The sequence below is a fragment of the Variovorax sp. PBL-E5 genome (assembly GCF_901827185.1).
In the GTDB taxonomy this organism is placed as follows: Bacteria; Pseudomonadota; Gammaproteobacteria; order Burkholderiales; family Burkholderiaceae_C; genus Variovorax.
The window spans coordinates 2,619,502-2,641,106 of record NZ_LR594671.1 but is presented as its reverse complement, the minus strand read 5'-3'; the positions used below and the strand labels follow the sequence as shown (position 1 = coordinate 2,641,106).

The following is a 21,605-nucleotide window of genomic DNA, read 5'->3' as shown; positions in this document are numbered from 1 at the left end:
TGCAATGGATGCAGCGTCACAAGACGTAGAGGAAACCGGCTTGGTCCTACAGGCGCGACCGTAGAATCCGCCGCCATGCAGCCTTCCCCCGCCGCCGAGATCGCGCGCCCCCCTCTGAAGCGCCGACTCGCGCGACTCATGTCCTGGTTCGGCGGCTCGCGTCGCTGGTGGGTGATCGGCATCGTCTCCGCGATGCTGGCCGCGCTGACCGAACCCCTGATGCCCGCGCTGCTGAAGCCGCTGCTGGACCGTGGCTTCTCGCGCGGACAGCTTGCGCTCTGGACCGTGCCGGCAGCCATCATCCTGCTGTTCGCGGTGCGCGGTCTCGCGCAGTTCGTCTCGCAGTACGCGCTGGCGCGCATCGCCAACGAAGGCATGCAGCGGCTGCGCCGCGTGCTCTTCGAGCGCCTGCTGGCGGCCGAACTCGCGCTGTTCTCGCGGCAATCGGCCAGCGCGCTGTCGAACACCGTGGTCTACGAAGTCCAGACCGGCGCGATGCTGCTGGTGCAGGCGCTGCTGGGCGTTTCGCGCGATGGCTTCACGCTGATCGCGCTGCTCGCCTACCTGCTCTATCTGAACTGGAAGCTCACGCTGATCGTCGGCGTGCTCGTGCCCGGCGTGGCCTGGATTATGAAGGTGCTGTCCAAACGCCTCTACCACCTCACCCGCCTCGGCCAGCAGGCCACCGACGAACTCGCCTATGTGGTCGAGGAGAATGTGCTGGCCCATCGCATGGTGCGTCTGCACAACGCCGAAGCCGGGCAGACCGCCCGCTTCGAGCGCCTGAGCCACAGCCTGAATCGGCTCGCGGTGAAGTCGACCATCGCATCGGCCGCGATGACGCCGCTCACGCAACTGCTGGCCGCGGTCGCGCTGTCGGTGGTGGTGATGATCGCGCTCTGGCAAAGCGGCGAGCAGGGCCTGACGGTAGGCGGCTTCGTCGCCTACATCACCGCGATGCTGATGCTGATCGCGCCGATCCGCCGGCTCGCCGACATGGCCAATCCCATCACGCGCGGCCTGGCGGCGCTCGAGCGCGGGCTCGCGTTGATCGACAGCGTCGCCTCGGAACCGCAAGGCCGCTTCGAGCTGCCTCGCGCCGAGGGTCACATCGAGCTGCGCGACGTGCGGGTCAACTACCGCGGCGACGACGAGGCACGCGCGCTCGACGGCGTCAGCCTCGCCATCGAGCCCGGCGAGGTGGTGGCCTTCGTCGGACCTTCCGGCTCGGGCAAGACCACGCTGGTCAACCTGCTGCCGCGCTTCGTGCTGCCGAGCGCCGGCCAGGTGCTGCTGGACGGCCACGAGACCGCCGAATGGCAGCTGCGAAGCCTGCGCGCGCAATTCGCGATGGTCAGCCAGGACGTGGTGATGCTCAACGACACGTTGGCCGCCAACGTCGCGCTCGGTGCATCGATCGAGCGGCAACGCGTGCTGGAATGCATCGCAGCGGCCAACCTGACCGGGCATGTCGACAGCCTGCCGCAGGGCATGGACACCGTGCTGGGCCACAACGCCACCCAGCTCTCGGGCGGCCAGCGCCAGCGGCTCGCGATCGCGCGGGCGCTCTACAAGGACGCGCCGATCCTGCTGCTCGACGAGGCCACCTCGGCGCTCGACACCGAATCCGAGCGGCTGGTCCAGGACGCCCTCCAGCGGCTGATGCAAGGCCGCACCACGCTGATCGTCGCGCATCGGCTGTCGACCATCCAGCATGCCGACCGCATCGTCGTGATGGAACACGGCCGCATCGCCGAGCAAGGCAGCCATGCGCAGCTGATGGCGCTGGACGGGCTCTATGCGCGGCTGCAGACCAATGCGATCAAGAAGACCCCCGCGGGCCAGACAGCCACGCTCTGAAACACGCTGGCGCCCTGCCCCTTCGCGAAACACCGCGGAACCGGCTTTGCCGGGCCGCAGGTGTTGCCCCCGGCAGGGGGTTGGCGAAGCGACACGAAGTGCGCGCAGCCTGGGGGCGAGCTAGAGAAGCACGATGTCGTATTGGCCCTGGCCCATCGCAGGCTCCGCCTGCAGCGAAATGGGCTTGCCGATGAAGTCGCTCAGCCCCGCAAGATGCTGGCTCTCCTCGTCGAGAAACAGCTCGATCACCTGCGGCGAGGACACGATGCGGAACTCGCGCGGCGTGAACTGCCGCGCCTCGCGCAGGATCTCGCGCAGCACGTCGTAGGCCACGCTGCGCGCGGTCTTCACGATGCCCTGGCCCTTGCAGGCGGCGCAGGGCTCGCACAGCATGTGAGCCAGCGATTCGCGCGTGCGCTTGCGCGTCATCTCGACCAGGCCCAGCTGCGAGAAGCCGCCCGCCGTGGTCTTGACCCGGTCGCGCGCGAGCTGCTTGCGAAACTCGGCCAGCACCTGCTCGCGATGGTCGTCGCGCGCCATGTCGATGAAGTCGACGATGATGATCCCGCCCAGGTTGCGCAGCCGCAGCTGGCGCGCGATGGCCTGGGCCGCCTCGAGGTTGGTCTTGAAGATCGTGTCGTCGAAATTGCGCGCACCCACGAAGCCGCCGGTGTTTACGTCGACCGTGGTCAGCGCTTCCGTCTGGTCGACGACCAGGTAGCCGCCCGACTTCAGGTCGACCCGCCGGCCAAGCGCCTTCGCGATCTCCTCGTCGATCGCATAGAGGTCGAAGATCGGCCGCTCGCCCTTGTAGAGCTGCAGCTTGCCGGCTGCCTGCGGCATGAACTCGAGGCCGAACTTGAGCAGCGCATCGAACTGCTCGCGCGAGTCGATGCGGATGGTCTGCGTGTCTTCGCTGGTCATGTCGCGCAGCACGCGCTGCAGCAGGCTCAGGTCCTGGTGCAGCAGCGACATCGCGGGCATGCGCATCGACAGCTCGCGGATGCGCGACCAGGTCTTGCGCAGGTAGGCGATGTCCTCGGCCAGTTCGGCGTCGCTCGAATCCTCGCCATTGGTGCGCAGGATGAAGCCGCCCGTGTTGACCGGCAGCACACCGCCGCTCTCGGCAACGGCAGCGGCCTCGATCAGCGTCTGCATCCGCGCGCGCAGCGCATCGCGCAGGTCGGGCGGGATCTTCTGCGAGACGCCGACATGGTTGTCCTGCGGCAGGAACACCAGCAACCGTCCGGCGATGCTGATCTGAGTCGACAGCCGCGCGCCCTTGGTGCCGATCGGATCCTTGATCACCTGCACCAGCAGCGACTGACCTTCGAACACCTGCTTCTCGATCGGCACCATGGCGCTCGCGTTGCGGTGATCGCGTTCGGGCTGCACGCTGCTCGGCCGCGAGCCCGGCGTGAAGGGCGTCACGATGTCGGCCACGTGCAGGAAGGCGGTGCGGTCCAGTCCGATGTCGATGAAGGCCGACTGCATGCCGGGCAGCACGCGCGAGACCTTGCCGAGATAGACGTTGCCGACCAGGCCGCGCTCGAGCGTGCGCTCCACGTGAAGCTCCTGCACGGCACCTTGTTCGACCAGCGCGACGCGGGTCTCCTGCGGCGACCAGTTGATCAGGATGTCTTGAGTCATTGGCTCGCCCCCCAGGCTGCACGCACTTCGTGTCGCTTCGCCCACCCACCTACCAGGGGGCGCCACCGGCGGGCCGGCGGAGCCGGACCCTCGGCGGCCTTGGCATGGGGTGGTGGCAAGGCGCTTGTCATGGTCTCAGAGAGTAAAGCCGACTTTGCGCAGCAATTGCGCTGTCTCGAACATCGGCAGGCCCATGATGCCCGAATGCGAGCCGCTGATGTGTTCGACGAAGGCCGCGGCGCGTCCCTGGATCGCATAGGCACCGGCCTTGCCCAATGGCTCGCCGCTTGCCACGTAGTCGGCGATGCGCGCTGCACCAACGGCGGCGAAATGCACACGCGACACGCTGAGCGCCGCGTGCCTGCGCTGGCCGTGCTGCACTGCGACCGCAGTCAGCACGCGGTGCGTGTGTCCGGCGAGCAGGGCCAGCATGCGCTGCGCATCGCGTGCATGCTCGGGCTTGCCCAGAATCGCCCGGCCCAGCGCGACGGTGGTGTCGGCGCAGAGAATGGGCGCCGGGGGCAGGCCCAGGCGCCGATGCCGCGCCACCGCCGCATCGAGCTTGAGGGCCGTGACACGCTGGACATAGGCCGCGGGCGCTTCGCTCTTCATCACCGCCTCCAGTGCTTCCGCGTCTTCGTCGGGCGCGGCCAGCAGCAGTTCGTGGCGAACCCCCAGCTGCGTCAGCAACTGTGCACGGCGCGGACTCTGCGACGCCAGGTAGATGAAGCCGACCTTCATTCGCGGTGGTACGGATGGCCGGCATTGACCGACCATGCCCGGTACAGCTGCTCGACCAGCAACACCCGCGCCATCGCATGCGGCAGCGTCAGATCGGACAGCCGGATGCGCTCGTGCGCCGCGGCCTTGAAGGCGGGATCGAGCCCATCGGGGCCGCCGATCACGAGTGCGACGTCATCGCCCTCGCCTTGCCATGCCTGCAGACGGGCCGCGAGCGCCTTGGTGGTGAGTGCGGTGCCGCGCTCGTCCAGCGCCACGACGCGCATGCCCTTGGCGATCGACGCTTCGATGCGATCGCGCTCGGCGGCATGCAGCGTCTCGATCGTCTTGGAGCCGCGCGGCTCGGTCTTGACCGCGCGCAGTTCGAGCTTGAGTTCGGGCGGGAAGCGCTTGGCGTAGTCGTCCCAGGCAGTCTGTGCCCAGTCGGGCATGCGCTGCCCGACTGCGACCACCAGCAGCTTCATGACTTCGGCGAGGGGGTCTTGCGCGTGGCTTTCCTGGCCGTGGGAGCGGCCTTCCTCGAGGCGCCGGCCGTTGCGGCCTTTTTCGCGGGCGCCTTGTTCACGATGACTTTCTTCAGCACCGGTTTGGTCGCTGGCTTCTTCGCCACGAGCTTCGGCTTGGCCGCTTGCTCAGCGGCGCGGATCGCCGTCTTGGCGGCGCTGGTGCGGCGCAGGGAGGTGGTCTTTGCCGACGCCGGCTTGTTCTCGACCAGCTTCAGGACCGGAGGCGCTGCGGGCTTGGAAGCACCGAGCTTGGAACGCACCGGCTTGTCGCCCCAGATTTCCTCGAGATGGTAATACTGCCGGATCGCCGGCTGCATGATGTGCGCGACCGCCGCGCCGCAGTCCACGATGATCCATTCGCCATTGGCCTCTCCCTCGACGCGGGGCTTGCCGAAGCCGGCGTCGCGCACCGCATCGCGAACGCTGGCGGCGAGCGCCTTGGTCTGACGGTTGGATGTGCCGGAGGCGACGATCACGCGCTCGAAGAGCGGCGAGAGATGCTCGGTATCGAAAACCTGGATGTCCTGCGCCTTGACGTCTTCCAGCCCATCGACGATGGCTCTCTGGAGTTTCTGGGTGTCTTTCTTGGCGGCGGCTTCAGTGGTCATCAGGCGGAGTGGTAGAGGTGATGTCGGTCAATATAGCGTGCAACCGCCGCAGGAACCAAGCTGGAAATATCTTCGCCGTGCGCAACGCGTGTCCGGATCTCGGTCGCGCTGACGTCCATCGCGGGAAGCTCGAGGGGCTCGAAGCGCGCGGTGGCTGGCAGGTCAGGCAGGATTCTAGGGTCAAATCGATCGGCAAAGCCCGCGGCTGTTGCGCGATACGCTACAGAAACGATAGCGATCGACAAGATGTCCCGCCAGCCATGCCAGTTGGGAAGGGCCGTCGCCTGGTCGGCGCCCATGATCAGCACCAGTTGCGCCGCCGGCCGTTCCTGCTGCAGCTCGCGCAGGGTGTCGAGGGTGTAGGACGGCCCCGCGCGCCGGATCTCGCGGACATCGATCACCGTGTTCGCGAGGCCGGCAAAGGCCAGCTGCGTCATCGCCAGCCGATGCTCGGCAGCGCTCAATGCATGCTGCTTGTGCCAGGCCTGGCCGGTCGGAAAGATGCGCAGTTCGGCCAGTGCCAGCTGCGCCAGCGCCGCCTCGGCCAGGGCCCGGTGCGCGTCGTGCGGCGGATCGAAGGCGCCGCCGAACACGCCGATGCGCAGCGCCTGCCGCGCGTCGCCGGGGGGCGCGCCCGTCACAGCCATTCGCGCCGCACGATGAAGTGCTCGTACAGGGCGGCCTCCGCACTGCCCGGCGCGGGCTGTTGGCGATAGGCCCAGCTCGCGAGCGGCGGCATCGACAACAGGATCGATTCGGTGCGACCACCCGACTGCAGGCCGAAATGGGTGCCGCGGTCCCACACCAGATTGAACTCGACATAGCGCCCGCGGCGGTAGAGCTGGAAGGCCCGCTCGCGCTCGCCGTAGGGCGTGTCGCGGCGCCGCTCCATGATCGGCAGATAGGCCGGCAGCAAGGCGTCGCCGACCGAGCGCAGCATGGCAAAACTCCGAGCGAATTCCAGCTCAGCGAAATCGTCGAAGAAGATGCCGCCGATGCCGCGCTGCTCGTTGCGATGCTTCAGGAAGAAATACGCGTCGCACCACTTCTTGAAGCGCGGATATTTGTCGTCGCCAAAGGGCGCGAGCGCATCGCGGCAACTGCGGTGGAAATGCACCGCGTCGTCCTCGAAGCCGTAGTACGGCGTGAGGTCCATGCCGCCGCCGAACCAGCACACCGGCGGCGCGTCGGCTGGCAGCGCGGCAATCATGCGTACGTTCATGTGCACGGTCGGCACATAGGGATTGCGCGGATGGAACACCAGCGAGACGCCCATCGCTTCGAAGGGCGCGCCGGCGAGCTCGGGCCGGTGCTGCGTCGCCGAGGGCGGCAGCTTCGGCCCGCGCACCTGCGAGAAGCCGCAGCCCGCGCGTTCGAACAGCGGGCCATCCTCGAGGATGCAGGTCAGGCCGCTGCCCTGCAAGGGCTCGCCCGGTTCCTTGTGCCAGGCATCGCGCACGCAGGCCGTGCCGTCCGCCGCCTCGAGCGCTGCCACGATGCGCTGCTGCAGCCCGCGCAGGTAATCGCCGACCGCTTCCGGCTGCGAGGGCATCAGCTCTGCGCGCCGCGCGCGTGGACAGCGCGGTGCCCGATGTCCTTGCGGTACTGCGCGCCGTCGAACTGGATGCGCGCCGCCACCGCATAGGCGCGCTGCTGCGCCTGTTTGACGCTGTCGGCCAGCACGGTCACGCAGAGCACGCGGCCGCCACTGGTGCGCAGTTCCTTGCCGTCGAGCGTGGTCCCCGCATGGAACACCACGGCATCGGGCGCTTCGGGCGGAATGCCGACGATGCGATCGCCCTTGCGCGGCGCGAGCGGATAGCCGTGCGCCGCCATCACCACACCGAGCGCGACGCGGCGGTCCCAGTCGAGTTCGACCTGGTCCAGCGTGCCGTCGGTCGCATGCCAGAACACCTCGAACAGATCGGACTTCAGCCGCATCATGATCGGCTGCGTCTCGGGATCGCCCATGCGGCAATTGAATTCAAGCGTCTTCGGGTGGCCGGCGGCATCGATCATCAGGCCGGCGTAGAGGAAGCCCGTGTAGGGAATGCCGTCCTTCTCCATGCCGCGGATCGTCGGCAGGATGATCTCGCGCATGGCGCGCGCGTGGACCTCCGCGGTCACCACCGGCGCCGGCGAATAGGCGCCCATGCCGCCGGTGTTCGGCCCCTGGTCGTCGTCCTGCAGGCGCTTGTGGTCCTGGCTGGTGGCCAGCGCGGTCACGTTGCGGCCGTCGCACAGCACGATGAAGCTGGCCTCTTCGCCCGCAAGGAACTCCTCGATGACGACGCGCGGCGACGCCCTGCCGTCCTCGCCCTCGTTGTGCGAGACGCCGAACTTGTTGTCGACCAGCATGAAGTCGATCGCCTCGTGCGCCTCCTGGACCGTCATGGCGACCACCACGCCCTTGCCGGCCGCCAGGCCGTCGGCCTTGACGACGATCGGCGCGCCCCGGGCGTCGACGTAGGCGTGCGCGGCCGCGGCATCGGTGAAGGCCTCGTACTCGGCCGTCGGAATGCGGTGGCGCTCCATGAAGGCTTTCGAGAAGGCCTTGGAGCTTTCGAGCTGCGCCGCCGCCTTGGTCGGCCCGAAGATGCGCAGCCCGTTGGCGCGGAACTCGTCGACCACGCCGGCGGCCAGCGGCGCCTCGGGGCCGACCACGGTCAGCGCGATCTTTTCCTTCGCGGCCCAGGCCCGCAGGGCGGCGGGCTCGGCCAGGTCGATGCATTCGTAGCGCGAATCGGTGCGCGTGCCGCCGTTGCCGGGCGCCACGTAGACCTTGCTGACCCGTTCGGCCTGCGCCAGCCGCCACGCCAGCGCGTGCTCGCGGCCGCCTCCCCCGATCACCAGTACCTTCATGCGCAGGCTTTCATGGGTTGTGTCATTCGGACAGCGCGGCGTTGTGGTAGATCTCCTGGACGTCGTCCAGGTCTTCCAGCACGTCGAGCAGCTTCTGCATCCTGGCGGCTTCGTCGCCGGCCAGGTCGATGGTGTTCTCGGCCCGCATCGTGACCTCGGCCAGCTCGGGCTTCAGGCCCGCGGCCTCGAGCGCGTTCTTGACCGCCTCGAAATCGCCGACGGCCGTCAGCACCTCGATCGCGCCTTCGTCGTCGGTGACGACGTCCTCGGCGCCGGCCTCGAGCGCGACTTCCATCACCTTGTCCTCGCTGGTGCCGGGCGCGAACACGAACTGGCCGCAGTGCTTGAACTGGAAGGCGACCGAACCTTCGGTGCCCATGTTGCCGCCGTGCTTGGAAAAGGCATGGCGCACCTCGGCGACGGTGCGCACGCGGTTGTCGGTCATGGTGTCGACGATGATGGCGGCGCCGCCGATGCCGTAGCCTTCGTAGCGGATTTCCTCGTAGTTGACGCCTTCGAGGTTGCCGGTGGCCTTGTCGATGTTGCGCTTGACGGTGTCGGCCGGCAGATTGACCGCCTTGGCCTTCTCGACCGCCAGCCGCAGGCGCGGATTGGCGCTCAGGTCGCCGCCGCCGGTGCGCGCGGCCACCATGATTTCACGGATGGCGCGGGTCCAGAGCTTGCCGCGCTTCTCGTCCTGCCGGCCTTTGCGGTGCTGAATGTTCGCCCATTTGCTGTGTCCGGCCATGGCTTTCTATCTCGCTATCTTGTGTTTTCGAAGCAGGAAGCGAGTTTACTGTCCGCCGCGTACAACGCCCGGCGCATGCCTACAGGGCCGTCGATGCCTTTTGGGGATAATCGTCCAGGCTGATGCACCACGGCCCGGAAGGGGCATGGACCCCGAACCCTTTGAAGCCCTTGCGCATGAACACCACAACGACGAACGAAGCCGCAGCGATCGCGCAGGACACCTGCGACGTGTTCGTGATCGGCGGCGGCCCGGGCGGCTCGACGGCGGCCGCGCTGCTCGCCCGCCAGGGCCGCAAGGTCGTGATGGTCGAGAAGGCGCACCACCCGCGCTTTCACATCGGCGAATCGCTGCTTCCCGCCAACGTCGCGCTGTTCGACAAGCTCGGCGTGCGCGACCAGCTCGAGCGCATCGGCATGCCCAAATGGGGCGTCGAGTTCGTCTCGCCCGATCACGACTTCGTGACGCGCCTCGAATTCTCGGAGGCCTGGGACAAGACCATGCCCTATGCCTGGCAGGTCCGGCGCTCCGAGATGGACGAGATCCTCTTTCGCAACGCGGCAGCACAAGGCGCGCACACGATCGAAGGCTGCCGCGTTCGCGACGTCAGTTTCGATGCCGACGGCGCCACCATCCAGACGGTGCTGGACGACGGCGCCAAGCGCAGCTGGCGCGCCGGCTTCGTCATCGACGCTTCGGGCCGCGACACCTTCCTCGCCAACAAGTTCAAGGCCAAGGAGAAGAACCGCAAGCACAACAGCTCCGCCCTCTTCGGCCACTTCACCAATGCCGAGCGCGCGGCTGGCAAGCTCGAAGGCAACATCACCATCTTCTGGTTCGACCACGGCTGGTTCTGGTACATCCCGCTGGCCGACGGAACCACCAGCATCGGCGCCGTGTGCTGGCCCTACTACCTCAAGTCGCGCAGCAAGCCGTTGAAGGATTTCTTTGCCGACACCATCGCGATGTGCGCGCCGCTGGCCGAGCGACTGAAGAACGCCACGCTGGTCGACGATGCCGCCTACGCCACCGGCAACTACTCCTACACCAGCAGCCATTGCAGCGGCGAGCGCTACCTGATGCTGGGCGACGCCTTCACCTTCGTCGATCCCGTTTTTTCTTCCGGCGTCTATCTGGCGATGCACAACGCCTTCGAAGGCGTGGAGGTGGTCGGTGCCGCACTCGACCGGCCGCGCCAGGCCGCGGCAGTGCGGCGCCGCTTCGAGCGCTACATGCGCAAAGGCCCGCGCGAGTTCACGTGGTTCATCGTCCGCGTCACCAATCCGACCATGCGAGAGTTCTTCATGACCCCATCCAATCCGTTTCGCGTCGGCGAGGCACTCATGTCGCTGCTGGCCGGCGACATCCACGGCAAGACGCCGATCTGGCGCTCGCTGCGCATTCTCAAGCTGATCTACTTCGCCGTCTCCGCGGGCAATGCGAGACGAAGCTGGGATGCCTGGCAAAGACGCCGTCGCAACATCCGCGACCTCGGGCCGCTCGCCGGCGAAAACATCGTCGAGGCCAAGTGACCGCGCGCGATCCCCTCGGGGCCCCTCCCCTGCGCGTCGAGCGGCTGTCGCTGCCCGACAGTCTGGCCCTGGCCGCGGACGGCCGTTCGCCCTTCGGCGCGCTCGGCTACGGAACGCCCGACGATCTCGCATGGATGCCTACCGTCAACGCGCGCGTGCTGTCGCAGGCGGGCGCGATGGCCGATGTCTGGCATGCCAGCGAGCACATCGAGTCGGGCACCACCGGCGTCGTGCGCTGGCGCTGCGACGGCCACTGGATGCTCGGCGCCATCGACCTCGACGAAGCGGTCGAGAAGGAAGGCCTGGCCGTGCTGGCGCAGCGCGCCTACCACGACCTGTTCGAAGCTCTGGCGCAGACCGGTTGCGCGCACCTGCTGCGTGTGTGGAACTACCTGCCGCAGATCAACGGCGACGGCGGCGGCATGGAACGCTACCGGCAGTTCAACCTGGGCCGGCAGCAGGCCTTCATCGACGCCGGCCAGGCCGCGTTCGAAGGCGCGCCCGCCGCCTGTGCGCTCGGCATCCGGCAGGGCGCGCTGTGCATCCGCTTCCTGGCCGGGCGCGTCGCGCCCCTGCCGGTCGAGAATCCGCGGCAGGTCTCGGCCTACCGCTATCCGCCGACCTACGGCCCGCGTTCGCCAACCTTCTCGCGCGCCGCACTGGCGGAGATCGGCGGCGGCGACGTGGCGCTCTTCATCTCGGGCACGGCGAGCATCGTCGGGCACGAGACGGTGCACATCGGCGATGTCCGCACCCAGACCCAGGAAACACTGCGCAACCTGGCCGCGGTGATCGAGGCGGCCAATGCGCGCGCCACCACCCGCTTCGATCTTTCGCGCCTGGACTGCGTGGTGTACGTGCGCCATGTCGACCAGGCACCGATGGTGCGCCAGGTGCTCGAGGAAACGCTGGGCGCGGCGTCTCACACCGTGAGCCACGCCGTCTATCTGGAGGCCGACATCTGCCGCCAGGACCTGCTGGTGGAGATCGAGGCCCACGCGGTCACCGACGGCGCGTTGCGCCCCTGAATGCGCCGGCACCCAATGAACCCGCAGCTTCGCTGGGCCCTCTCGATTCCGCTGGCCCTGCCGCTCTATGCCCTGCTGCTGGGCCTGGGCAGCATCTCGCTGGTCTGGAACCTGATCGCGATGCTGCTCTATCCGGTGCTGCCGGCGGCCACCGGCCGTGCGCTCGGCCGCAGCGTCATCGCGCGGGCCTACCGTTTCTTCTGGGCCGCCGCCTCGGCCACCGGCATGATGCGCATCGACGCCGGCTGCCTGGACGCCCTGCGCGACGAACAGGGCCTGATCCTCGTGGCCAATCACCCGACGATGCTCGATGCGCTGCTGCTGGTGGCGCGCCTGCCGCGCAGTGCCTGCATCATGAAGGCCGACCTGATGCGCAACGTCTTCCTCGGTGCAGGCGCGCGGCTGGCGCGGTACATCTGCAACGACTCGGCGCGCACCATGGTGCGGCTCGCCGTGGCCGACCTCAAGAACGGCGGCCAGCTCGTGATCTTCCCCGAGGGCACCCGCACCGTCACGCCGCCGCTCAATGCGTTTCGCCCCGGCGTCACGTTGATCGCCAAGCTGGCGCAGGCGCCGATCCAGACCGTCTTCATCGATACCGAATCGCCCTACCTCGCCAAGGGCTGGCCGCTGTGGCGCGTGCCGCCGCTGCCGATCGTCTTCACGCTGCGACTCGGCCAGCGCTTCGCGCCTTCGCACGACAGCGACCTGCTGCTGCGCCAGATCGAACAGTACTTCCGCCATCCCTCGGAACAGCGCGCCCCCGAGGCGCAGCCCGCATGCCAGACGCCTCGCGCACCCACCTTGTCCTGATTCCCAGCTACAACACGGGTGAGCAGCTGTTCTCCACGGTCCGTGCGGCGCGTGCGCAGTGGAATCCCGTGTGGGTGGTGGTCGATGGCAGCACCGACGGCACCGGCGAGCGCCTGCAGCAGATGGCAGCCTCCGACCCCGGCCTGCGCGCGTGGCTGTTGCCGACCAATCAGGGCAAGGGCGCTGCGGTACTGCACGGCCTGCGCGCGGCTGCAGAGGCCGGCTTCACGCACGCGCTGACGATGGATTCCGACGGCCAGCACCCGCCCGATCTGATTCCGACCTTCATGCAGGCCTCGCAGGCCCGGCCCGACACCATGGTCCTCGGCCGTCCCGTGTTCGATGCCAGCGCACCGCTGCTGCGCGTGCGCGGCCGGCGCGTCTCCAACGGCTGGACCCAGGTCGAGACGCTGTTCGCGGGCATCGGCGATTCGCTCTACGGCTTTCGCGTGTACCCGGTCGCGGCGTTGATCGCCATCATGGCGCGGGAACCCTGGATGCGGCGCTTCGACTTCGACACCGAAGCCGTGGTCCGCCTCGCCTGGCGCGGCGTGAAGCCGGTCAACATCGACGCGCCGGTCAAGTACCTCACGGCCGCCGAGGGCGGCGTCTCGCACTTCCGCTACGTGCGCGACAACCTGCTGCTGAGCTGGATGCACGGCAGGCTCTTTCTGGAGTTCATCGTGCGGCTGCCTTCGCTCGTGCTCCGCAGGCTGCGTCGACGGCCGCCCTTCCAGCCCTGAGCAGGCTCAGATCATTCCGCCGTTGATCGAGATGATCTGGCCCGTGATGTAGGCCGCTTCGTCGCTGGCCAGGAAGCCGGCCAGCGCCGCCACTTCCTCGGGCGTGCCCGCGCGTTTGACCGGCACCAGCTGGTTGATCATCGCGGCGTCGAAAGCGCCGTCGGCCATCGGCGAGGCGATGATGCCCGGCGCGATCGCGTTGACCGTCACGCCGCGCGCCGCCACTTCGAGCGAGAGTGCCTTGGTCGCGCTGTTGAGCGCGCCCTTGGCGGCTGCATAGTTGACCTGCCCGCGGTTGCCGGCCAGCGCCGCGACCGACGAGATGTTGAGGATGCGGCCCCAGCGCGTGCGCAGCATCGGCAACAGCAAGGGCTGGGTGACGCGGAAGAAGCCGTTGAGCGAGACGTCGATCACCCTGTGCCACTGCTCGTGCCTCATGCCGGGCAGCACCGCGTCGTCGTGCACGCCCGCGTTGTTGACGATGACCTGCACCGGGCCGCCCTCGAGCATGCGCTCGCAGGCGGCGCGCGCCGCATCGTCGCTGCGCAGATCGAACACCACGCATTCGGCCTTGCCGCCGGCGGCGACGATGGCGGCGGCCAGTTGCCCGACCGCTTCGGGCCGCGAGTTGGCATGCAGCAGCACGGTGGCGCCGTCGCGCGCCAGGCGCTGCGCGATGGCCGTGCCGAGCGCGCCGCTGGCGCCGGTGACGAGAGCGCGTTTTCCTGTGAGAGTCATGAGAGAACCTCCGCCCTGCGGGCTGCGGTGCGAGCGCCTTCGGGCGGCCGGGCGGCGCTCATGGACTTTCCTTGCCGGCCAGCGGCGTGTTGAGGACGACCACCGCCCGGCCTTCGGCCAGCGCCCGGCCTTGCGCGTCCTTCACTGCGAATTCATAGAGGATCTGGTTGACATCGCCGGACATGCGCTGCGCATGCACATGGAGCGTGCCGGCCACGTCGTCCAGGCGCTCGACCGCCAGCCGCACATTGCGCGCGCTGGCGAGAAAGCCGGCCGAAGGCTCGCTGCCCTCTGCCGCCAGCAGGCCGCCATGCAGCGCCATCGCCTGCGCCGCGTACTCGATCGCGTTCGGCGACAGCAGGCCGCCGGCGGTGCGCAACGGATTCTCGGCCCGCGCATGCGTGGTGGTGGTGCAGTGAATGGCCTGCGCGTCCCACGATTCCAGCCGCTCCAGCAGGCACATGGTGCCGCTGTGCGGAATGCGTTGCGCGATGCCGGCCCGATCGAGCGTCTGGGGCACAGTCATGAAAACTCCTTGAGATCGGCCACGAGCAGCACGTTGGCGAACGGCGTGCCTTCGCTCATCGGCAGGCTCTGCACGGAAAAGCCAAGACGCTGCAGCAACGCCATCCAGTCCTTCAGCGGCCGGCCCCAGGTCGGCGAGACCCGATGGCCGCGCACGCGCGTCACGGTGCGGTCGACATACTGGCTGATCGCGAAGGCGCGCCGGTCGGCTGCATCGCCGATGCGCAGCAGCAGGCGGCCACCGGGCTGCAGCGCGTCGCGCACGCGGCGCAGCACGCCTTCCTGCGCCTCGAGGTCGACGTAGTGCAACACATCGAGAATCACCACCAGATCGGTCGCGGGCAAGGCAGCGGTGCACATGTCGGCACAGAGAAAGCGCGGCGCCGGTTGCAGATGGCCCACCGAAGCCTCGGCACGCGCCACGTCCTTCGGCATCAGTTCGATGCCGGTGTAGTCGGCCGGCGTCGCCGTGACGCACCAGGAGGCCGGCCAGCGGCCCGGCTGCGACTGCATCGCACCCATGGCCGACAGAAGGCTGGCGAACAGGCCCTGGCCGCAGCCGATGTCCACCACCCGGCTGCGGCCCTCGCCGATCAGCCCGCGCTCGACCAGTCCGCGGAACACCGGATCGCGACCGAGCTTGCCGCGCGCGAAATGCCACGCGAACTTGCCGGCCTTCTTGTACGGCGCAGTGGCGGCCTCGTGCAATTGACGCCACGCGGCGTCGGTCGACACTCGTGCATTCATGCGGCCAGCGCTTCCGGCAAGGTGACGGCACGCAGCCCATCGGCACGGATGCGCGCCAGCAGCGGCGGCAGCACTTCGAGCACCACGGGCCTCCCGGCCGCGGTGCGCGCCGCATGGCCGTCGTGCAGCAGCAGGATGTCGCCGGCCGCGAGGCCGCGCGTGAGGCGGGCCAGCACGGTGGCCGCATCGCGCTCGCGCGTGTCGAAGCCGCGGCGCGTCCAGCTCACCAGCAAGAGCCCCAGCCGATGCAGCACCGGCGCGAGAAAAGGATTGCGCAGGCCCGCAGGCGCGCGAAAGCAGCTCGGGCGCTGACCGGTGGTTTCTTCGAGCACCTGCTGCGCGCGCGAGATCTCGGCCGCGAAGCCGCGCGGCCCGAGGAAGGAAAAATTGTGGCGATGCTGTGCCGTGTGGTTCTGGATGCTGTGGCCGCGCGCGACGATCTCGCGCGCCAGCGCCGGGTGCGCGAGCACGCAGTCGGCGATGCAGAAGAAGGTGGCGCGCTGGCCGTGCGCGTCGAGCAGGTCCAGTACCCGCGGCGTGACCTCGGGGTCGGGGCCGTCGTCGATCGTCAGCGCGATCTCGCGCCGGTCGGCCGCGGCCTTCGGCAAGCGCGTGACGTTCGGGCCCAGCAGGCTGCTGCGCGGCGTGAGGCCGGCCGCGGTGATCAGCACATGGTTGAGCACGATCGCGCCGATGGCCCACGGCGCCGCGCCCGGTACGAACACCGCTGCGCCGACGGCCAGCAGATGCCAGCCCACGCTGGCGCGCACGATCGGCGGCCAGGGCCAGGATTCGGGGGCGGAAGCGATGGTCGACATGACGGCGGATTTTCCCATCAGCGCCGGGGCGGGGCCGGTGCGCGCGCAAAGGCGGCCGACAGCAGCAGCGCCAGCAAGGCGCCGGGCGCGACCACGCGTCCGATCGACGACAGTGCCGGAATGTTCGATATCGCGATCAGGCCAAAGGACACCACGGTCGTGAGATTGGCCAGCATCAATGACGCCAGCGTGTCTTCGTCGGCGCGGCCGGTCTCGCGCAGCTGATCGAAGAAGAGCGCGTAGTTGGAGCCGACGGCGACGATCAGCAGCAGGCCCACCAGGTGCAGGATCCCGAGCGGCACCTGCAGCGCCGCCATGCCGCCGAGCGTCAGCACCACCGCGACCACCAGCGGCTGGCACACCGCCAGCAGCCGACGTCCGGAACGCAGATAGAGGCCCAGCAACACCACCACGGCGAGCGCGCCCAGCATGACCTGCACGAAAGCCTCGTGCAGGTAGCGCTTGTAGAGGCTCGCGAGCTCGTCGCCGACGTTCACCACCTGCACGTCGGCCATGCCGTCGAGTGCCGCCGCGAGGCGCGCCGCATCGAAGCTGGCGCCGGGGTGCAACGCGATCAACGTCGACCAGCCGCCGGCCTGGCGCTCGAACATCAGCGCGTTGATCACGGCCTCGAGCGGGCTGTCCTGCAGGTCGGCGCGCTCGATCATGGGCTGCGTCCTGGCGGCCTCCACATCGGCAATGAAGGGCTCCAGCCGCGAGGCCGGCAAGGGCAGGCCCTGCGTCGCTTCGGCCAGGCGCGCGCGCAAGGTCGCGGCGTCCGGCAGGCTTGCGATGCGCGCGGCCTGCGCCGCCTCGCTCGGCAGCAGGCGCGAGACGGTCTCGTAGCCGGCGAGTTCGCCCTTGTCCACCAGCGCGTCGAGGCGCATGCCCGCCGCCTCCGTGCTTCGCAGCGTGGACTGCACGTCCGCGCCGTGGATCACGATCAGCGTGCCGCCGTCGCTGGCGCCGATGTCGCCGCGCAGCTCGGCATCGAGTTCCTGCGCGGCCTTGGGCACCGGGCTCATCGCGCCGAGATTGGCGCGCCACAGATCCCCGCCCTGCCACAGCACCAGCGCCAGCGCCGCGACACCAAGGCCGACGAACACCCAACGCAGCCGCGGCAGGTTGCGCACCAGCACGCCGGCGACCCGCGCCATCTGCCCGCGCATACCCATGCCGGTCGCGCCATCGGGCGCGAGCACGGGCAGCACGTAGCGCGCCACCAGCGCGGCGGCGATCAGCCCGGCGAGCGAGAACACCCCCAGTTGCGCGAGTCCCGGAAAGCCCGAGAAAACGAGCGCGGCAAAACCACACACCGAGGTCAGCAGGCCGAGCCGCACCGTCGGCCAATGGATGTCGCGCCAGCGTTGCCACCCGGTGCCCGGCACGGCCGCGCCGCGCGCCTGGATCAGGTAGTAGATCGCGTAGTCGACGGTCTCGCCGATCAGCGTGCTGCCGAAGCCCATGGTGAGGCCGTGCACGCCGCCGAACACCACGCTGACGGTGGCCGTGCCCGCGACCACGCCGGTGGCCACCGGCAGCAGCGCGATCACCAAGGCGCGCGGCGATGCGAAGGCCAGCAGCAGCAAGGCACCCATCACGATGCCGCCGACGATGGCCAGGTGGATCGCCTCGCTCTTGATCTGGTCGCGGCTCTGGACCGAGAACACCGGTGCGCCGCTGAGTTCCAGCCGCGGTCCCGTGCCGGCCATGTCGTGCGTCGCGGCATCGAAGGCGCCCTGAATGCGCGCGATCGCCGCCGCGACCGCATCGAGGTCGCTGCCGGCGGCGCGTGTGGTCGCCAGGATCAGCGCGCGCGGCGCACTGCGCGACACCCACACGCCCTCCTCGCTGCGCGGCGAGCTCGCCGGGATCAGCGCCTCGGCGATGCGCTGCGTCTCGCCGATGGGGTCGCGCTCCAGCAGCGGCTTGAGCGCGTTGCCGGCCGGTGTGCCGAGCATCGACAGTGCATCGACGATGCCGTCGCGCAATCCCGCGGCGGTGAAGCGCTCGGGCGTGACATCGGACGAGAGGCGGAACCGGTGGTCGAAGACCCAGGTGCCGGCCGACTTCCATTCGCTGGTGTCGCCGTTCTGGACCTGGTCGAAAAGCCGGCTCTCGCGCATCGATGCCGCCACCGCACGGGACACCACCGCGCGCTGCGCCGCATCCTTGCCGCCTTCGATGCCGATGAAGATCGTGCGCGACGCGATGCCGCTTTGCAGCTGCTCGATCAGCACGCGCTGCCGCGCATCGGGGCTCTCGGGCAGGAAGGCCGACAGGTCGGCGCTGAAATGGGTGCGCGCGATCAGCGTGATGCCGACCAGCAGCATCAGGAGCCAGATGCCGAGCGCCAGCGCGACATGCCGCCGGCTGGGTGCAGCGCCGCGCGTCATCACGGCGGCGAACGCGAAGGCGCCGTGGCCGGCGTGCCGGCGCTGCGTTCGGGCGTGATGGTCATCACCGAGCGGTCGCCGCCGATGAACACCATCTCGACCCCGAGCACCTCGCCGCCGCGTCCGCTGAGAACCAGCATGCGCACCTGGGCGGCCAGCCGCTCGTCGATCGGTGTCAGCGAGAGCGTCCAATGGTCGCTGGAACCCGCGACCGTGCTGCGGAAATAGCGCTGCAGGCTCTGCGTGTTGCCGCTCAGCGTGCCGCGCATGGCTTCCACCAGGCCGAGCAGTTCGGGCATGCTGTCGAGCGTGAGCGTGCGGGTGCGGCCGCCACGCGACAGCGTCAGCGTGTTGCCGTCGACGCTCATCGTTTCAGGCCGCGGCGTCAGCGTGCGCCGGGTCAGCTTGTCGGGCGCGGTGAAGCTCAGCACGCCGCTGGCATCGAGCGGGCCTTCGAGGCCGTGCACGAAGCGCTGTTCGGTGAAGCGCGCCTCGCCCTTCTTCTGCCGTGCCAGCAGGCCCATCAGCTCGGGCAGATCGAAGGCCCAGGCCGACGAGGCGGAGAACGCCAGCACGATCAGCAGGCCTCGGCACCAGCGGTCAAACCGAATCTTCGAGCCAGAAATCATGGAAGTTGAACCAGTTGTAGGGGTAGGCACGGCACAGCGCCTCGAGCCGCGTCACGTAGCTTTCGAGCGCGGCGCGGATGCGCCGCTCCCGTTCCTCGGGGTTGGTGATGCGCTCGCTGAAATCGGCCAGCGGCTCGAAGAGCACATCGTAACGGGCGCCGCCGGCATAGAGCCCGGCCATGAAGAAGACCTTGCGCCGCAGAAGCGCGGCGAGCCGGAACGGGCCATCGTTGAAGAGCGCCGGCGCGCCGAGAAAAGGCAGCGCGATGCTGCTGCCGCGCTGCTGGCCCGCTTCCTCGGGGCCGGACAACGTGCGGTCCGCCAGCAGGCCTGCGAGGCCGCCGGTATCGAGCCAGTCGCGCAGCGCCAGCATCGAATGCGGCCGGCCCAGCGCGATCACGTGCGGCCGCAGTTCGGGCAGCGCGATCGCATTGAGCACCGCGTTGATCTGCTGCGCGTTGTCCGGGTACATCAGCATCGCGAGCCGAAGATCCTCGGGACAGTCGCTCTGGTGCTTGCAGGCGCCGAGCGCCTCGAAGCTGCCGACGTGCGCACCGAGCAGGAAGGCGCCCCGGCCCGCCTGCGCTTCGGCCTCGACCGGCACGTTGCCCTGGACCTTGACGTCGAACAGGTCCATGCGGCCGCGCAGGAAATAGATGCGGTCCAGCACCGTCGATGCGAAGGCATGAAGCAGCTTGTAGCCGTCGCTCCATCCCGCATTCGGCCCGATCGCACGAAACAGGTAGCGCTTGATGTGACGGCGCGGCGTCGGCGAGAACAGCAGGAAGTACACGCTGATCAGGTGCAGCACCCCCCGCGCGAGCGGGCGCCCGCACTGGATGGCGATCCAGCAGATCACGCGCAGCGCCAGCATGTTGCTGCGCTCGGGCGTGCGCGACCATTCGGCCTGGCGCGACTTGGTGCCGCCGGCCTCGGGTGGCGGTCCGCTCATGCCGGCGCGCTCGCCGCCGGCGTCCAGCGCCCGCTGGCAGCGATCACGCCGTCGCAGCGGACCTCGAAACGCAGCCCGCGCGAGGCGCCCGTTTCAGGGACGAGATCGATCACGAGCGCGCTGCCCGGGCGCACGGGCGCGAGGAACTTGGCCGCGGCCAGCGTCGGCTGCGCGCCGATGCGGGCCGCCAGCGCGGGAACGCCGCGGATCACCTCCAGCACCTCGGACAGCAGCAGCGCGCCAGGCAGGAGCGGCTGGCCCGGAAAGTGGCCGGCGAAAGCCGGATGGTCCTGCGGCACGTCGCGCGTGATCTGCACCGGCGTGCCGTCCGAGGCCAGTTGGGCCAGTGCGAACTCGCGCAGCGAGCGCGCCGTGAGCTTGCCCGTGCCCTCGCGCGGAAACGCCGCAACCTGCACCACGCGGCGCGGCACGAACACCGCCTCCAGGCGCTCGCGCAGCGCCGCGATGATCGCGTGCGCATCGAGCGTCGGCGCCACCACGAAGGCGACCGGTCGCACCACGCCGTCGGTCACGTCGTCGGGCAGCCAGAACGCCCCGTCGACGACGCCGGGAATGCTGTTGAGATGGTGGTTGAGGTAGCCCAGCGAACTGCGCCGGCCGGCGACGTGGATCAGGTCGTTGGCACGGCCGAACAAGCGGAAGCGGCGCGCATCGAGCAGCTCCAGCACGTCGGCCATCGGCGTCGGTTCGGGAATGAAGTCGCCCTCGAAGACGAAGCGCTCGGCGCCCTTGTCGTCGCGCTCGGCATGCACGCGGATCTCGCCGAAGGTTTCCCAGATTTCGCTCTGGGTCGGCCGCCGCGTCGCGACCTGGCCGGATTCGGTGCTGCCGTAGATCTCGATCAGCGCACCGCCCATCGCCTGCTCCGCCTGCGCCGCGAGCTGCGGCGAGAGCGGTGCCGTGGCCGACAGGATCAGGTCCACCGGCGGCAGCTCGATGCCGGCCAGCAGCAGCGTCTTCAGGTGGAAGGGCGTGGTCACCAGCGCGCGCGGCTGCGGCACCGAGGCGAGCGTGCGCGCCACGTCGGCCGGAAAGAAGGGCCGACCGCTGTCGAATGCGGCGCCGCCCAGCATGGCCAGCAAGGCCGAGGACTCGAGTCCGTAGCTGTGCTGCACCGGCACCGTCGCGACCAGCGTCAGCCCGGCCAGCGAAGGTCGCCCGAGCATGCCGGACAGGCGATCGACCGCGGCAGCCACGTCGCCGACCAGCGTCTCCCAGGTCTTGGCATGCGGCTGCGGCGTGCCGGTCGAGCCCGAGGTCAGCAGGCTCACCGCATGCAGGCCGGCGTCGATCGCAGGCACGGGCTGATCGGGTGAAGCCACGGCAGCGGGCTGTGCCTCGAACAGCACGCGCGGCATGCCGGGCGTCTCGGTGTTGGCGGCGTCGGCAATGGCAAAAGTCCGGCCGCCGGCGTCGCACAAGCGGGCCAGCGTGTCGGGGCGCGCATCGGGCGGCAGCAGGCTGGTCAGTCCGCGCACCAGCGCGGCGCCCAGGCTGACGGCGAAGGCATAGCGATCGCCACAGAGATTGACGGCCGGACCGCCCGCAGGCAGCGTGGGGGCGAAGCGCGCCACGTCGGCGAGGAACTCGCGCGCACTCACCGGCACGCCATGGCGCCAGGCCAGCGGCTGGTCGAGGTCGCGGCTCGCGAGCAGCGGCAAGAGAGAAGAATGGCTCAACGTCGGAAG

General features: G+C 69.2%; 21 protein-coding genes. 5 read left to right on the top strand and 16 right to left on the bottom strand.

Annotated elements, in window-relative coordinates; all coding sequences use genetic code 11:
• Positions 1-75: 75 nt before the first annotated feature.
• Positions 76-1,860: a lipid A export permease/ATP-binding protein MsbA gene (gene msbA / locus WDLP6_RS12870; protein ID WP_162567545.1), complete on the top strand. Its 1,785-nt coding sequence runs from the start codon at positions 76-78 to the stop codon at positions 1,858-1,860.
• A 120-nt stretch (positions 1,861-1,980) separates the two neighbouring features.
• Here msbA and rng read toward each other — a convergent pair whose 3' ends face one another.
• The 8 genes from rng to WDLP6_RS12830 form a co-directional block, all read right to left on the bottom strand.
• A complete protein-coding gene (rng, locus tag WDLP6_RS12865; protein WP_162592645.1) occupies positions 1,981-3,510 on the bottom strand; it encodes a ribonuclease G in 1,530 nt (509 codons plus the stop codon).
• Between the two features lie 135 nt (positions 3,511-3,645).
• The gene (locus WDLP6_RS12860) at positions 3,646-4,251 is read right to left on the bottom strand and encodes a Maf family protein (protein ID WP_162592644.1); all 606 of its coding nucleotides are present in this window, start codon (positions 4,249-4,251) and stop codon (positions 3,646-3,648) included.
• Entirely contained in the window at positions 4,248-4,715 is a 468-nt protein-coding gene (rlmH, locus tag WDLP6_RS12855) for a 23S rRNA (pseudouridine(1915)-N(3))-methyltransferase RlmH (RefSeq protein WP_162592643.1), read from the bottom strand. Before rlmH ends, WDLP6_RS12860 begins: the two co-directional genes overlap by 4 nt.
• Positions 4,712-5,365 (bottom strand): ribosome silencing factor, encoded by a 654-nt coding sequence (rsfS, locus tag WDLP6_RS12850; protein ID WP_162592642.1) that lies wholly within the window; start codon positions 5,363-5,365, stop codon positions 4,712-4,714. The genes rlmH and rsfS overlap by 4 nt, the downstream gene beginning before the upstream one ends.
• Positions 5,365-6,012, bottom strand: coding sequence for a nicotinate-nucleotide adenylyltransferase (gene nadD, locus WDLP6_RS12845; protein ID WP_162592641.1), 648 nt, complete (start codon positions 6,010-6,012; stop codon positions 5,365-5,367). The genes rsfS and nadD overlap by 1 nt, the downstream gene beginning before the upstream one ends.
• Positions 6,003-6,917 carry an oxygen-dependent coproporphyrinogen oxidase gene (hemF, locus tag WDLP6_RS12840; protein ID WP_174259869.1) on the bottom strand — a complete coding sequence of 305 codons (915 nt, stop codon included), beginning with the start codon at positions 6,915-6,917 and terminating at the stop codon, positions 6,003-6,005. Before hemF ends, nadD begins: the two co-directional genes overlap by 10 nt.
• Positions 6,917-8,227 carry a phosphoribosylamine--glycine ligase gene (gene purD, locus WDLP6_RS12835; protein ID WP_162592640.1) on the bottom strand — a complete coding sequence of 437 codons (1,311 nt, stop codon included), beginning with the start codon at positions 8,225-8,227 and terminating at the stop codon, positions 6,917-6,919. The genes hemF and purD overlap by 1 nt, the downstream gene beginning before the upstream one ends.
• Positions 8,228-8,249: 22 nt before the next feature.
• Complete coding sequence (locus WDLP6_RS12830) at positions 8,250-8,975, bottom strand: YebC/PmpR family DNA-binding transcriptional regulator (protein WP_162567538.1); 726 nt, start codon at positions 8,973-8,975, stop codon at positions 8,250-8,252.
• Between the two features lie 176 nt (positions 8,976-9,151).
• Between WDLP6_RS12830 and WDLP6_RS12825 the strand changes: the two genes are divergently transcribed.
• From WDLP6_RS12825 to WDLP6_RS12810, 4 genes are read left to right on the top strand one after another with little or no spacing between them, the layout of a single operon-like run.
• Positions 9,152-10,507 (top strand): NAD(P)/FAD-dependent oxidoreductase, encoded by a 1,356-nt coding sequence (locus WDLP6_RS12825; protein WP_162592639.1) that lies wholly within the window; start codon positions 9,152-9,154, stop codon positions 10,505-10,507.
• Positions 10,504-11,535, top strand: coding sequence for a chorismate transformation enzyme, FkbO/Hyg5 family (locus WDLP6_RS12820; protein ID WP_162592638.1), 1,032 nt, complete (start codon positions 10,504-10,506; stop codon positions 11,533-11,535). Before WDLP6_RS12825 ends, WDLP6_RS12820 begins: the two co-directional genes overlap by 4 nt.
• A 15-nt stretch (positions 11,536-11,550) precedes the next feature.
• Positions 11,551-12,348 carry a lysophospholipid acyltransferase family protein gene (locus WDLP6_RS12815; RefSeq protein WP_162592637.1) on the top strand — a complete coding sequence of 266 codons (798 nt, stop codon included), beginning with the start codon at positions 11,551-11,553 and terminating at the stop codon, positions 12,346-12,348.
• On the top strand, positions 12,315-13,091 hold the full coding sequence (locus tag WDLP6_RS12810; RefSeq protein WP_162592636.1) for a glycosyltransferase family 2 protein: 777 nt from the start codon (positions 12,315-12,317) through the stop codon (positions 13,089-13,091). Before WDLP6_RS12815 ends, WDLP6_RS12810 begins: the two co-directional genes overlap by 34 nt.
• 6 nt (positions 13,092-13,097) lie before the next feature.
• Here the strand turns inward: WDLP6_RS12810 and fabG are convergent, their stop codons facing one another.
• The 8 genes from fabG to WDLP6_RS12770 are packed head-to-tail and all read right to left on the bottom strand — an operon-like array spanning position 13,098 to position 21,596.
• On the bottom strand, positions 13,098-13,829 hold the full coding sequence (fabG, locus tag WDLP6_RS12805) for a 3-oxoacyl-ACP reductase FabG (RefSeq protein WP_162592635.1): 732 nt from the start codon (positions 13,827-13,829) through the stop codon (positions 13,098-13,100).
• A 58-nt stretch (positions 13,830-13,887) separates the two neighbouring features.
• Entirely contained in the window at positions 13,888-14,355 is a 468-nt protein-coding gene (locus tag WDLP6_RS12800) for a hydroxymyristoyl-ACP dehydratase (RefSeq protein WP_162592634.1), read from the bottom strand.
• Positions 14,352-15,101, bottom strand: coding sequence for a class I SAM-dependent methyltransferase (locus tag WDLP6_RS12795; protein WP_162567531.1), 750 nt, complete (start codon positions 15,099-15,101; stop codon positions 14,352-14,354). Before WDLP6_RS12795 ends, WDLP6_RS12800 begins: the two co-directional genes overlap by 4 nt.
• Positions 15,098-15,937, bottom strand: a complete 840-nt coding sequence (locus WDLP6_RS12790; protein ID WP_162592633.1) for a polysaccharide deacetylase family protein — start codon at positions 15,935-15,937, stop codon at positions 15,098-15,100. The genes WDLP6_RS12795 and WDLP6_RS12790 overlap by 4 nt, the downstream gene beginning before the upstream one ends.
• Entirely contained in the window at positions 15,937-18,315 is a 2,379-nt protein-coding gene (locus WDLP6_RS12785; protein ID WP_162592632.1) for an MMPL family transporter, read from the bottom strand. Before WDLP6_RS12785 ends, WDLP6_RS12790 begins: the two co-directional genes overlap by 1 nt.
• On the bottom strand, positions 18,315-18,944 hold the full coding sequence (locus tag WDLP6_RS12780) for a LolA-related protein (RefSeq protein WP_162592631.1): 630 nt from the start codon (positions 18,942-18,944) through the stop codon (positions 18,315-18,317). Before WDLP6_RS12780 ends, WDLP6_RS12785 begins: the two co-directional genes overlap by 1 nt.
• On the bottom strand, positions 18,916-19,896 hold the full coding sequence (locus WDLP6_RS12775; protein ID WP_162592630.1) for an acyl-CoA synthetase: 981 nt from the start codon (positions 19,894-19,896) through the stop codon (positions 18,916-18,918). The genes WDLP6_RS12780 and WDLP6_RS12775 overlap by 29 nt, the downstream gene beginning before the upstream one ends.
• Entirely contained in the window at positions 19,893-21,596 is a 1,704-nt protein-coding gene (locus WDLP6_RS12770; protein WP_162592629.1) for an AMP-binding protein, read from the bottom strand. The genes WDLP6_RS12775 and WDLP6_RS12770 overlap by 4 nt, the downstream gene beginning before the upstream one ends.
• Between the last annotated feature and the right edge of the window lie 9 nt (positions 21,597-21,605).

Bases quoted from the DNA above. Each gene is read 5' to 3' on its own strand.
- msbA (WP_162567545.1), top strand. From the start codon at position 76: ATGCAGCCTTCCCCCGCCGCCGAGATCGCGCGCCCCCCTCTGAAGCGC.
- rng (WP_162592645.1), bottom strand. From the start codon at position 3,510: ATGACTCAAGACATCCTGATCAACTGGTCGCCGCAGGAGACCCGCGTC.
- WDLP6_RS12860 (WP_162592644.1), bottom strand. From the start codon at position 4,251: ATGAAGGTCGGCTTCATCTACCTGGCGTCGCAGAGTCCGCGCCGTGCA.
- rlmH (WP_162592643.1), bottom strand. From the start codon at position 4,715: ATGAAGCTGCTGGTGGTCGCAGTCGGGCAGCGCATGCCCGACTGGGCA.
- rsfS (WP_162592642.1), bottom strand. From the start codon at position 5,365: ATGACCACTGAAGCCGCCGCCAAGAAAGACACCCAGAAACTCCAGAGA.
- nadD (WP_162592641.1), bottom strand. From the start codon at position 6,012: ATGGCTGTGACGGGCGCGCCCCCCGGCGACGCGCGGCAGGCGCTGCGC.
- hemF (WP_174259869.1), bottom strand. From the start codon at position 6,917: ATGCCCTCGCAGCCGGAAGCGGTCGGCGATTACCTGCGCGGGCTGCAG.
- purD (WP_162592640.1), bottom strand. From the start codon at position 8,227: ATGAAGGTACTGGTGATCGGGGGAGGCGGCCGCGAGCACGCGCTGGCG.
- WDLP6_RS12830 (WP_162567538.1), bottom strand. From the start codon at position 8,975: ATGGCCGGACACAGCAAATGGGCGAACATTCAGCACCGCAAAGGCCGG.
- WDLP6_RS12825 (WP_162592639.1), top strand. From the start codon at position 9,152: ATGAACACCACAACGACGAACGAAGCCGCAGCGATCGCGCAGGACACC.
- WDLP6_RS12815 (WP_162592637.1), top strand. From the start codon at position 11,551: ATGAACCCGCAGCTTCGCTGGGCCCTCTCGATTCCGCTGGCCCTGCCG.
- WDLP6_RS12810 (WP_162592636.1), top strand. From the start codon at position 12,315: ATGCCAGACGCCTCGCGCACCCACCTTGTCCTGATTCCCAGCTACAAC.
- fabG (WP_162592635.1), bottom strand. From the start codon at position 13,829: ATGACTCTCACAGGAAAACGCGCTCTCGTCACCGGCGCCAGCGGCGCG.
- WDLP6_RS12800 (WP_162592634.1), bottom strand. From the start codon at position 14,355: ATGACTGTGCCCCAGACGCTCGATCGGGCCGGCATCGCGCAACGCATT.
- WDLP6_RS12795 (WP_162567531.1), bottom strand. From the start codon at position 15,101: ATGAATGCACGAGTGTCGACCGACGCCGCGTGGCGTCAATTGCACGAG.
- WDLP6_RS12790 (WP_162592633.1), bottom strand. From the start codon at position 15,937: ATGGGAAAATCCGCCGTCATGTCGACCATCGCTTCCGCCCCCGAATCC.
- WDLP6_RS12785 (WP_162592632.1), bottom strand. From the start codon at position 18,315: ATGACGCGCGGCGCTGCACCCAGCCGGCGGCATGTCGCGCTGGCGCTC.
- WDLP6_RS12780 (WP_162592631.1), bottom strand. From the start codon at position 18,944: ATGATTTCTGGCTCGAAGATTCGGTTTGACCGCTGGTGCCGAGGCCTG.
- WDLP6_RS12775 (WP_162592630.1), bottom strand. From the start codon at position 19,896: ATGAGCGGACCGCCACCCGAGGCCGGCGGCACCAAGTCGCGCCAGGCC.